The organism is Nesterenkonia halotolerans, assembly GCF_014874065.1.
GTDB lineage: Bacteria > Actinomycetota > Actinomycetes > Actinomycetales > Micrococcaceae > Nesterenkonia > Nesterenkonia halotolerans.
In genome coordinates this window covers 1241835-1253411 of record NZ_JADBEE010000001.1, presented here as the reverse complement: position 1 = coordinate 1253411, position 11577 = coordinate 1241835, and the positions used below count along the sequence as shown (strand labels likewise).

The following is an 11577-nucleotide window of genomic DNA, read 5'->3' as shown; positions in this document are numbered from 1 at the left end:
ACCACCGGCACGAGCCTCGCGAGAAATGTCGTGTGAGGCCCGGCACACCGCGTGCATCGGGCCTATAGACGCACTTTACACAAGGATTGGCGGTGGTCCAGTTCAGTCCCCTCGGTCCTCGACGGGCATGAGCTTCGCCGGGGGAAGGCCGAAGGCCTCGCCGTCAAACGCCACCAGCTGTCCGCGGCGGACCTGACGGCCGCGGCGGGTCTCCACCTCACCGTCCACGCGGACCCCCGCGGCGTCGATCACCTCCCGGGCAATCGCTCCGTTCTCCACGGTCCCCGCCAGCTTCAACAGCTGGCCCAGGCGGATGGATTCATCTCTGATCGGCACTTCAGTGACATCGCTCATGCGCCAAGTCTGCCACCCGCCCCCCCCTGCTGCGTTTTACCCGGGCTTCCGCGTTCTACCGGGCACACCGTCGGCGGGGTAGAGCACGCGAGGGGTGGTAAAACGCGGGGGACGGGTGGGCAGGGGAGGGTGAAACGCTGGGGGAGGGGGCTGGATAGAGTGATGCCCATGAGTTCTGCCGTTCCCGCCGCGGCCCCGCGCTCCCCGCTGGTCTGGGCCTTTCTGCTTCTGCTGATGCTCGGCTCAGGCATGGCGATCCCCGCCCAGGGCCGGGTCAACGCCGCGCTGACCACCGAGATCGGCGATCCGGTGCTCGCCGCCACCATCAGCTTCTCTGTGGGCACGCTGATCATGGTGCTGGTGACCTTCGGCACAGCACGCGGTCGCCGAGGTCTGAAGCGCGTCGCGCCGGCAGTGCGGGACGGACGCATCCGCTGGTGGTACTTCCTGGCCGGATGCGCGGGCGGCTACTTCGTGCTCACTCAGACGCTGACCATCGGGCTGATCGGCGTCGCGGTCTTCACCGTCGCCGTGGTCACCGGCCAGACGCTGGGCGGGCTGCTCTGGGACCGCATCGGGCTCGGCCCGGCCGGTGCCATGCGATTGAACGCCTTCCGCGTGGGAGGCGCCGTGCTCACTGTGCTGGCTGTGCTCTGGGCCGTCTCGCCGCAGCTCACCGCGGAGGGTCACGGCGCGGCCTGGCTGGCGCTGGTGCTGCTGCCGCTCTCGGCCGGGTTCGTGCAGTCCGGCCAGCAGGCGATCAACGGGCGGCACTCGGCCGCCTACGGCGGACCGGCTCCGGGGACGTTGTTCAACTTCCTCGCCGGGACCCTGTTCCTGCTGCTGATCTGGGCGGCCAAGGCAGTCATCACCGGGGTGGACCCAGCGCTGTCGCCCACCTGGTGGCACTACCTCGGCGGCCCGCTCGGCATCATCTTCATCGCCCTGGGAGCGCTGCTGGTGACCCAGGTCGGGGTGCTCATCGCCGCGATGGGCATGATCGCGGGCCAGCTGCTGGGCTCGCTGCTGCTCGATGTGCTGCTGCCGACCCCCGGCTCCCTGGTCACCACGGCCACCGTGCTCGGCACCGTGTTGACGCTGGTCGCCGTGATTCTGGCGTCGCTGCCGGACATTCTGCGAGGGCGCCCGGGGTGACCATGCCTCAGGCATGCGCCCTCGTGCCATCGCGCTGCCAGAAATGCGGCGCCCCCTGAGGCGGCATCTCCCATGAGGGTTCAGACAGAGGGCTGGTCTGCGGGATCGAGCCGGACAGGCACGCGGAGCCGAATCCTGCGAGCAGTCGCCTGAGGAGACTCCAGGCTCTCGGCGAGCTGGTTGACTGCCACCCGGCCGAGTTCTTCACCGTCGACATCGATGACCGGGGTATGAGCTCGCCCAAGTGCCTCGGCGACGGGGGACTCTGAGGTGACGACCGGCAGCTCGCGAACTCCTGCGTGGAGCAGCGCGAATTGAACTCCCAGGCCGATCGCCGTCGCATAGGGGATGACTGCTGTAGCACCTGATTCTCGAACCTGCGCGGAGATGGCGAGACCAGCCTCGAAGGTTGCCGGACAGGGCCCCAAAGCGGTGATCTTGGTTCCAAGGTGCTCGGCTGCGCTCGTGACCGCCGCCAGACGCAACGGGTCTTGCCAGGACCTTTCAGGGCCTCCGATGTAACAGAGGTGCCGGTGGCCCTGTGCGATGAGGTGAGACGCCAGGCTTCGGAATGCTGAGGCAGTGTCAGCGATGACGGAGGTCATGCCCTCCGTCTCGCGGTCCAGCAGAACGACCGGCTTGTACATCCCGGCGGTCCGAAGGACATCGTCGGTGCCCCAGGGTGCGGCGACGATGAATCCGTCAACCTGACGCGAGAGTCGCTCGAACGAGGCAAGCTCCTCTGCCGCGGCGAGTGAATGCACTGCAACGGTCAGCTGCAGGTCGAGCTCCTGGGCACGCGCCTGGGCACCGGAGATGATCGGCGTGAAAAAGCTGTTGCTCAGGGTCGGCACGACCAGAGCAATGATCCCGGTCCGGCCGCGAGCCAGTTGTCGAGCCGCTGAATTTGGCACGAAGCCGAGCTTCGTCGAGGCGTTGAGGACTCGCTGGGCTGTCTCCGGTGACACCGTGTGGGGCCGGGTGAACGTGCGCGAAACAGTGGCCTTGGAGACCCCGGCCAGAGCAGCGACGTCCGAGATGGTGGTCATGCTCACATGATACGGGTTGGTGTGAAACCGGATCCATCCAATCGTTTACACGGATTTAACCGCCAGGGCTGGAGCTTCCGTGGTCCATCCCCGTACGCTGAATGAAACCGGTTACATTCACGAAGGGAACAGGATGACACGACGCGGAACATTCGCTCTCCTGCTGCTTCCGGGGCTGGCCTTCCTGACCTTTGGATTCTTGGCACCAGCCATGGGCATCCTGTTCGCGGCACCAGGGACAGACGCTTCCGAGATATTCATCCGACTCGGGGAGATGCTCACCGACCCCTACGACTTGCGCATCATTGGACGCACGGTGGGACTCGGTCTCATCGTGACCGCTGTATGTCTCGCCCTGGGGTTTCCCATCGCATACATCCTCGCAAGATCCACCTCTCGCTGGGGTGGAGTGCTCCTGGCACTTGCCATCTTTCCGTTGCTGCTGAGCAACGTGGTGCGGACCTTCGGATGGTTGGTGATCCTTGGCTCCAATGGAGCACTTGGACAGCTCCTTGTGCACTTCGGAATCACCGAGACACCGCCGCAGATGCTCTACACCCCATTCGCAATCGTGATGGGTCTGACCCAGCTGTTCCTGCCTCTGGCGATCATTGCCTGCTATTCGGCCGTCTCTCAGGTCGATGCTGGACTCGACGATGCCGCCCGCGGACTTGGCGCCAGCCGAGGTCGGACCTTCTGGGACGTCGTGGTGCCCCTGTCGATGCCAGGCGTCGTGGTGGCCGCGACGCTCGTGTTCGCGGGATCCGTCACGGCCTACACAACGCCCTACCTGCTCGGTGGTTCGCGCCAACGGCTGCTCTCCACGGAGCTCTACTCCTACTCCAGCGTGACCGTTGACTGGGCGAGCGCGTCAGCCACGGCCATCGTCATGACCATTCTGGTGGTCCTGGTCTCCACCGTTGCTGCTCGTATCGGGCGGAAGGGAGCCACCGCGTGAACACCCGCAAACCGGTCGCGGCCGCACTGGCGATCGTTGGCTACATCGTCATGCTGGTCCCGATCCTGTTCGTCGTCGCGACCGCTTTTACATCCGGTTCGACTCTGCGATTCCCGCCTGAAGGACTGTCGTTCCAATGGTTCGATGCGGCATTGAGCTACGCGCCGTTCACGGGCGCTCTGCTGACCAGCCTCCAATTAGCGGTGGCCTCGACATTTCTGGCTCTTGCAGTCGGCGTTCCAGCGACATTGGCGATCTATCGAGGCGCACTGCCCGGCAAGGGGTTGGTCGAGGGCCTCTTTCTCTCGCCGTTGATCATTCCCGAGCTCGTCGTTGGCCTGGCGCTCTACCAACAACTCATCATCACCTTCCGTGTCGACAATTGGCCGGTGCTGCTGCTCGGCCACACGGCATTGCTGCTGCCCTACGCCGTGCGCGTCACAGGCGCCGCATTGGCCGGATCGGATGTCTCTCTGGAGGAGGCCGCTCGCGGTCTGGGGGCCTCGCCGTTGCGGACCTTCTTCACGATCACGCTCCCGATTCTGCGGCCAGGGATCTTCTCAGCCGCGCTGCTCGGCTTCATCACGTCCTTCAACAATGTCCCGCTGTCTCTGCTTCTGCAGAGCAGGGAGTCGCGCACCCTGCCCATCACGATGCTGGATTACGTCCAGCAGAGCTATGACCCGATGATTGCCGCCACCTCGACGCTCATCCTCGCCGCAACCGTGGTCATTGCAGTCATCGCCGAGCGCACAGTCGGATTCGCCAAGATCTTCGGAGGTATCAATCGATGAACACCACCACTCCGCTCCGTCGGAACCCAGAGGATCACTCTGATCCGCAGTCCGCGCCCGCTGCGAGCTTCAAGAACGTCAGCCAGGTGTTCGGTGACTTCACTGCCGTGGACGACATCTCCCTGGAGATCCCCGCGGGTCGACTGACCACACTGCTAGGCCCGTCCGGCTGCGGCAAGACGACCTCGTTGCGAATGTTGGCTGGGTACAGCCAGCCCAGCAGCGGAACCATCTACATCCAAGGTGAGGATGCGACCCGGCTGCCACCGGAGCGTCGAGGGCTCGGGATGGTGTTCCAGTCGTACGCGCTCTTCCCCCACATGACAGTTGCCGAAAACGTCGCGTATGGGTTGAAGCTGCGCAAGCTCCCCCGCGCCGAACAGGACCGCCGTGCCCAAGAGAGCCTGGACATGGTGGGGCTGGGACACCTGGCCAAAAGCAGGCCACGTCAGCTCTCCGGGGGTCAGCAGCAGCGCGTCGCTCTGGCCCGGGCGATCGCCGTCCGTCCCAAGCTCCTGCTCCTGGACGAGCCGCTTTCCAATCTGGACGCGCGACTGAGAGTCCAGATGCGAAGCGAGATCCGGCGCATACAGGGCGAGACCGGACTCTCGGTGGTCCTGGTGACCCACGACCAGGACGAGGCGTTGGAGATGAGCGACGAGATGGTGGTCATGCGCGAGGGCAAGATCATGCAGCAGGGCGCACCCCAGGAGGTCTTCGGCGCACCCGCCGACCGGTTCGTCGCCGAGTTCATGGGCTACGAGAACTTCCTCTCCTCCTCCGACGGCGCGACTCTCACCGTTCGGCCCGAGCACCTCGGAGTCGTGCCCGCAGGAACATCCCAGGGGTCTCTCGGTGGACTCCGGCTGCAAGGACAGATCCTTGATCTCGCCTACCGGGGCGTCGACGTGCTCGTCACCGTCTCGGCGCGGGAGGCCAACGGTCGAGAAGTTCGCCTGATGTGTGACATCCGTGCCGATGCCGCCAGGGAACTGCAGCGGGGGGACCAGGTCGACGTCGTCGCTCCCGCCGCGAGCCTGATTGAGCTCTGAACCAAGCGCCCTCGAACCCAGCTGCCCCATGAAGTCTGACCCACGATCAAGCTTGACCCCCGATTGAAAGGAACGCCCGTGCCAGTTTCCACCTTTTCCAAGAAGCACTCTCCAGCGTCGCGTCCCGGCGTCGCCACCGCAGCACTGATCACCAGTGGCCTCTTGCTCAGTGCCTGCGGCTCCTCGGCGACCGCGGAGGACGGTGACGAGACCCTCGTGGTGAGCACATTCCCGTTCGGCGTCGAAGAGTTCCAGGAAGCAGTGGTGGATCCCTTCACCGAAGAGACCGGAATCGAGGTCGAGCTCGACACTGGATCCAATGCAGACCGACTCTCACAATTGCAGCTTTCAGCAGGGGAGGATCCCGGAGTAGACGTCGTCCTGATCAGCGACTACTACGCCGCACTTGGCCAGCAAGATGAGCTCTTCGCGGAGCTTGATCAGGACCAGGTCCCTTCAATGGAAGAGATCGCGGATTTCGCGACAGAGGACACCTACCTGGGACCGGCCTACAGCTATCAGCTTTACGGGACCCTCTACTCCACCGATGAGCTCGACGCCGAGGAGGCTGCGAGCTGGGACATGTGGGGGGATGAAGCGCTATCAGGGCGGGTGGCGCTTCCCGACATCTCCGTGACTGCAGGTCAGCTCATGGTCAGCGGTGTTGCGGGGCACTACGGCGGCGGGCCCTACGACGTGGACGCCGCCTACGAGCAGCTAGCCGAGTGGGCACCAGGCGTGCTTCAGTTCTACAGTTCATCGACCGAAGTGACGAATCTGCTCACGCAGGGTGAGATCGCCGCGGCGGGCAGCCTGAACGGCTTCGCCACCAATCTGGTGTCCTCCGGAGAACCCGTGGGGTGGGTCGCACCAGAGGACAATCGCTTCATGGCCACCAACCGCGCGATGATCGCCGAGGGAGCTGCCAACACTGAAGCGGCCCACCAGTTCATCGACTACCTCCTCAGTCAGGAGGGCCAGACGAGTTCGGCTGAGATCGTGGGAGACCTTCCCGTGAATCTCGAAGCAGAGATCCCGGCTGAACTCACCGAGGTCGTCGGCGACATCGCGGAGGACCCGGTGGATGCCGGATACTCCACCTTGGATCCGACCGAGCTGGTCGAGACTCGAGACGACTGGGTCAATCGCTTCGCGCGAGAGGTCTCCGGCCAGTGAGCGATGACGCGACTACTTCGAGCGGTTCAGTTCCGGAGGGTTGGATCAAGGAGCTGCCCAAGGTCGACCTCCACTGCCATCTGATCGGGACCGTGCGAGCCACGACTTTCGCCGAGATGGCCCGACGGACTGGTCTCGAGCTGCCCGACGACCCGGAGGTCATCTACCGCGATATCAACTCCCGCCCACCGGATCCGTCGCTGTACCGGAATACCCGGATCCCTGTCCCTCAGGGCCCCTCGTCGGGAGAACCTACGACGTCATACTCTCTCTTCCAGGCCTGCGCATGGGTGACACAGTCGTTGCAGAGCAGCGGGGATCTGACGCGGATCGTCTATGAGGCGTTCGAGGACGCGCGGCTGCGATCCAACGTTCGCCACCTCGAACTGTTCTTCGACGAGCTCCCGGGGCATCTGGCTTGGCTGGGCTACACGGGGTACGTCGAGGCCCTCGCGCGAGGGGTCGAGCTTGCCGAGCGTGAGTTCGGCATGACGGGTCGCCTCATCGCGGGGATCGACCGGTCGAAGACCGCGCAGGAGGCGCTTGCATGGGTGCGGACAGTAGTCGAGCATCCGCATCCCTATGTGGCAGGCGTCGGACTCGACAATCTGGAGACGGTGGGGCCGCCGGAACGTTTCGTAGAGGCATACCAGCTGGCGGGACGAGCGGGACTGGGGAGAACGGCCCATTCCTCTGAGCACCAGCCGAGCGCCCGGAACACCATCACCTGCCTCGACGACCTTGGCTGCGATCGCATTGACCACGGCTATTACGTGCTCGAAGACGATGACGTCGTCGCGCGTCTGCGCGAGGACAAAGTGGTCTTCACCGTCGGATGTGTGACATCACGTCGGTCCTGGCGACCGTGGCGGAGAGCTTCCATCAGAGCCATGCTTGATGCAGGTCTCCACGTGGTCCCCTGCTCCGATGATCCGGGCATGTTCCCGAACTCACTGACGAATGAGTACAACATCCTCTCCTCCGAGGTCGGAGCCACGCACGAGCAGCTGAGCCAGATGGCTCTGCGGGCCGTCGATGCATGTTGGCTTCCAGCCGCAGAGAAGGATGCGCTGCGCCGCGAAGTGGGGGCAGCCATCGCTGAGCTCGACCTCAAATACGGGTTGGTGCTCGGGGCACCATGACACGACGGCCCGCAAGACGGCAGCGAAGTCCCTGCCAGGGAAACGAGGGTCGTGTGGGGTCGGCACTGGGCGGTGGCTCCGCGTCCTCCCACGGACAGGTCCGTGCTGACTCCGCACTCCCGCGGTCCTCGCGATAAGCTGACGCAGTCTGTCTTCATCCCGTACTATCTGAGGTGTATCTGCCACATGGCCAAAGAGACCGCACTCGACAAAGTCATCTCCCTGGCGAAGCGTCGCGGCTTCGTGTTCCAGTCCGGAGAGATCTATGGAGGCACACGGTCTGCCTGGGACTACGGGCCGCTGGGCACCGAGCTCAAGGAGAACATCAAGGCCGAATGGTGGCAGACCTTCGTCCGTGGACGCGGCGACATGGTCGGCCTGGATTCGGCGATCATCCTGCCCCAGGCGGTCTGGCACGCCTCGGGCCACGTCAAGACCTTCTCGGATCCGCTGGTGGAGTCCCTGCACACCCACCGCCGGTACCGCGCCGATCATCTGATCGAGGCCTATGAGGCCAAGCACGGCCACCCTCCGGAGAACGGGCTCGCCGATATCCGCGACCCCGAGACCGGCCAGCCCGGCAAGTGGACCGAGCCCCAGCAGTTCTCCGGTCTGATGAAGACCTTCCTGGGCCCCGTGGACGACCAGGAGGGGCTGCACTACATGCGCCCCGAGACCGCCCAGGGCATCTTCGTGAACTTCAACAACGTGGTCACCTCCGCTCGGAAGAAGCCCCCCTTCGGCATCGGCCAGATCGGCAAGGCCTTCCGCAACGAGATCACCCCCGGCAACTTCATCTTCCGCACCCGTGAGTTCGAGCAGATGGAGATCGAGTACTTCACCCACCCGGACGAGGCCGACGAGTGGTTCAAGCACTGGGTGGACGCCTGCTACAACTGGTTCGTCAACCTGGGTCTGAACCCGGAGAACCTGCGAAAGTTCGACGTCCCCGAAGATGACCGTGCCCACTACTCCGCGGGCACCATCGACCTGGAGTACCGCTTCGATTTCCAGGGCTCGGCCTGGGGCGAGCTCATGGGTGTGGCGAACCGCACCGACTATGACCTGAACTCGCACACCGACGCCTCCGGCGCGAAGCTGCAGTACTTCGACCAGGCCAGCGGCACCCGCTACACCCCTTACGTCATCGAGCCCTCCTTCGGGCTGACCCGCGCGATGATGGCCTTCCTGGTGGACTCCTACACCGAGGATGAGGCGCCGAACACCAAGGGCGGCGTGGACACCCGCACGGTGCTGAAGCTCCACCCGAAGCTCGCCCCCGTCAAGGCCGCCGTGCTGCCGCTCTCGAAGAAGCCGGAGCTCGCCGGGGTCTCGCAGGACCTCGCCGACCAGCTGCGCCAGCACTGGAACATCGACTTCGACGACTCCGGCGCCATCGGACGGCGCTACCGCCGCCAGGACGAGATCGGCACCCCGTTCTGCATCACCGTGGACTTCGACACCCTCGAGGACCAGGCCGTCACCATCCGCGACCGCGATGAGATGACCCAGGAGCGCGTCTCCCTGGACAAGGTGCAGTCCTACCTGGCGGTCAAGCTGCTGGGCTGAGCTGGGCTGAGCTGGGCTGAGCCGAGTCGCTGAACAGCGGGTATCGCGCATCCGTGCTCGCCGCTTTGGCAGTGCCGAGAAACGGTACTACCATAGATTGGTTGACCTGAACGACACTGTCTGCACTCTTGAAGGACACGCGATGAGCACTGAGCACGACGCCGCAGCTCGCCCTGCCGACCCAGCTCGCCTCACCCTGGACTCCGGTCTCACGGTGCGGCCCTGGGCCGAAGGTGACGATCTGAAGCTGCTCCAGGTCTGGGGAGACCCGGAGAACTCGATGCACCACCAGGACCGCAGCCTGCTGCGGCCCTCCTCCAACGACCCCTGGTCTCGGTGCATCGTGGCCGAGGCCGAGGGTCTGCCCGTCGCCGCGGCCACGATCTTCCGCTCCTCCCTGCACCCGGACCGGCTGTCCTTCTACGCGGAGGTCGCCCCCGAGCACCGCCGCCGCGGTGTGGCCGCGCAGATGCTGCAGATCCTCGAGGCCGAGGTTCCCAACTGCGCCGTGCAGTCGCTGAAGTCCCGGGTGGCCAAGCGTTCCGCCGCCCAGTGCTTCCTCAAGGACAACGGCTTCACCAAGATCCAGGCCTCCCGTCAGGTCGTGGTCCAGCCCGGCGCGATCAAGCTGCCCGACCTGGACAGCGCGGGCCTCGATCTCGAGGACCTCGCCACCGGTTCTGTGGAGCTCACCCAGCTGGTCGCCGACTTCTACAACGCGGTGCACACCTGGGACCGCTCCGAGATGACCGTGGGCCGGGCCCAGCAGATGCTTCTGGCCCCAGAGACCGGAGCCTCGGGTGCCGTGGTGCTGCGCGACACCGCCAATGGCGGCGACAACAGCATCCTGTCCTTCGCAATCAGCTACACCCCCGAGCGCACCGAGGATCCTGCCGACGTCCTGCTGGGCTGGAACCCGGAGCTGCCCGAGGCCGACGCCGAGACCTCCTGCCGCGCGATGCTCTCCATGCTGGCCGCGCACTTCCCGGTCAAGGTGGAGGTCGATGACGCCATGGTGCCGCTGAAGACCGTCACGGATGAGCTCATCGAGGCCGGCCTGGCCGAGTTCGACTTCGAGGCGCTCATCTACGCCCGCGACGCGGCCTGAGGACTCCCTCTATGACCGTTGAGACCGCTGCCCCGCCGCAGTCAGACACAGCCCCGCCGAGAACAGGTGCGCTGCTGCCACCGCTGAAGCTGGGCCCCATCACCGTGGACACCCCGGTGGTGCTCGCCCCGATGGCCGGGATCACGAACACCGCCTTCCGTCGGCTCTGCCGCGACTACGGCGGTGGGCTCTTCGTCAACGAGATGGTCACCGCCCGCGCCCTGGTGGAGCGCCGTCCAGAGTCGCTGCGGATCATCAAGCACGAACCCGATGAGGTGCCCCGCTCGGTGCAGCTGTACTCGGTGGACCCGGTCACCACCGGTCATGCCGTGCGCATGCTGGTCGAAGAAGGCCGCGCCGATCACATCGACATGAACTTCGGCTGCCCGGTCCCCAAGGTCACTCGCAAGGGCGGCGGCTCGGCCCTGCCCTGGAAGACCAGGCTGTTCGAGTCGATCGTCGCCACGGCCGTGCGGGAGGCCTCGAAGGCGAACATCCCGGTGACGGTCAAGATGCGCAAGGGCATCGACGAGGATCACCTCACCTTCATCGAAGCCGGCAAGATCGCCCGGGACTCCGGCGTCGCCGCGGTGGCGCTGCATGGCCGGACCGCCCGCCAGCACTATTCGGGCCAGGCTGACTGGTCCGCGATCGCGGAGCTGCGAGAATCCCTCACCGACATCCCGGTGCTGGGCAACGGCGACATCTGGTCAGCAGAGGATGCTGTGGCGATGGTGGAGCAGACCGGGGTGGACGGCGTCGTCGTCGGCCGCGGCTGTCAGGGCCGGCCCTGGCTCTTCGGTGATCTGCAGGCAGCCTTCGAGGGCCGTCCCGAGCGGCATCGTCCCGATCTGCCGATGGTCTCTGCCACGCTGCTGCGCCACGCGCAGATGCTCATTCCGTACTTCGACGGGGACGAGCGCAAGGCGATGCAGGACATCCGCAAGCACGTGGCCTGGTATTTCAAGGGCTACGCCGTGGGCTCGCAGCTGCGCACCCAGCTCGTCTCAGTGGAGACCATGGCCCAGCTCGAGGACCTGCTCGGGCAGCTGGACCAGAGCCTGGAGTACCCCGGAGCCGACGCCGAGGGGCCGCGCGGCCGAGCCGGTTCGCCGAAGAAGGTCCACCTCCCGCAGGACTGGTTGGAGTCCCAGGAACTCAACGAGGCGCAGCGGGAGATGATCCAGGCCGCAGAGGTCGATACCTCCGGCGGCTAAGGT

Annotated in this window: 11 protein-coding genes; 9 read left to right on the top strand and 2 right to left on the bottom strand. The window is 65.4% G+C overall.

What is annotated here, in order from left to right:
• Nucleotides 1-102 precede the first annotated feature (102 nt).
• On the bottom strand, nt 103-354 hold the full coding sequence (locus tag H4W26_RS05690) for an RNA-binding S4 domain-containing protein (protein WP_192591140.1): 252 nt from the start codon (nt 352-354) through the stop codon (nt 103-105).
• A 168-nt stretch (nt 355-522) separates the two neighbouring features.
• On the opposite strand from H4W26_RS05690, the gene H4W26_RS05685 reads away from it, so the two are divergent.
• Nucleotides 523-1509: a DMT family transporter gene (locus H4W26_RS05685; RefSeq protein WP_192591139.1), complete on the top strand. Its 987-nt coding sequence runs from the start codon at nt 523-525 to the stop codon at nt 1507-1509.
• A gap of 80 nt (nt 1510-1589) precedes the next feature.
• On the opposite strand, the gene H4W26_RS05680 is transcribed toward H4W26_RS05685, so the two are convergent.
• Nucleotides 1590-2558, bottom strand: a complete 969-nt coding sequence (locus tag H4W26_RS05680) for a LacI family DNA-binding transcriptional regulator (protein WP_192591138.1) — start codon at nt 2556-2558, stop codon at nt 1590-1592.
• 133 nt (nt 2559-2691) lie between these two features.
• On the opposite strand from H4W26_RS05680, the gene H4W26_RS05675 reads away from it, so the two are divergent.
• The 8 genes from H4W26_RS05675 (at nt 2692) to dusB (ending at nt 11574) form a co-directional block, all read left to right on the top strand.
• Entirely contained in the window at nt 2692-3516 is an 825-nt protein-coding gene (locus H4W26_RS05675; RefSeq protein ID WP_192591137.1) for an ABC transporter permease, read from the top strand.
• A complete protein-coding gene (locus H4W26_RS05670; RefSeq protein ID WP_318779780.1) occupies nt 3513-4310 on the top strand; it encodes an ABC transporter permease in 798 nt (265 codons plus the stop codon). Before H4W26_RS05675 ends, H4W26_RS05670 begins: the two co-directional genes overlap by 4 nt.
• Entirely contained in the window at nt 4307-5362 is a 1056-nt protein-coding gene (locus tag H4W26_RS05665; protein ID WP_192591136.1) for an ABC transporter ATP-binding protein, read from the top strand. Before H4W26_RS05670 ends, H4W26_RS05665 begins: the two co-directional genes overlap by 4 nt.
• Before the next feature lie 78 nt (nt 5363-5440).
• The gene (locus tag H4W26_RS05660) at nt 5441-6538 is read left to right on the top strand and encodes an extracellular solute-binding protein (protein WP_192591135.1); all 1098 of its coding nucleotides are present in this window, start codon (nt 5441-5443) and stop codon (nt 6536-6538) included.
• 92 nt (nt 6539-6630) lie between these two features.
• Entirely contained in the window at nt 6631-7680 is a 1050-nt protein-coding gene (locus H4W26_RS05655) for an adenosine deaminase family protein (RefSeq protein ID WP_318779779.1), read from the top strand.
• A gap of 186 nt (nt 7681-7866) precedes the next feature.
• Nucleotides 7867-9249, top strand: coding sequence for a glycine--tRNA ligase (locus H4W26_RS05650; protein WP_192591134.1), 1383 nt, complete (start codon nt 7867-7869; stop codon nt 9247-9249).
• A gap of 142 nt (nt 9250-9391) precedes the next feature.
• The gene (locus H4W26_RS05645) at nt 9392-10357 is read left to right on the top strand and encodes a GNAT family N-acetyltransferase (protein ID WP_192591133.1); all 966 of its coding nucleotides are present in this window, start codon (nt 9392-9394) and stop codon (nt 10355-10357) included.
• Nucleotides 10358-10368: 11 nt separating this feature from the next.
• On the top strand, nt 10369-11574 hold the full coding sequence (gene dusB / locus H4W26_RS05640) for a tRNA dihydrouridine synthase DusB (protein ID WP_192591132.1): 1206 nt from the start codon (nt 10369-10371) through the stop codon (nt 11572-11574).
• The last annotated feature ends 3 nt before the right edge of the window (nt 11575-11577 follow it).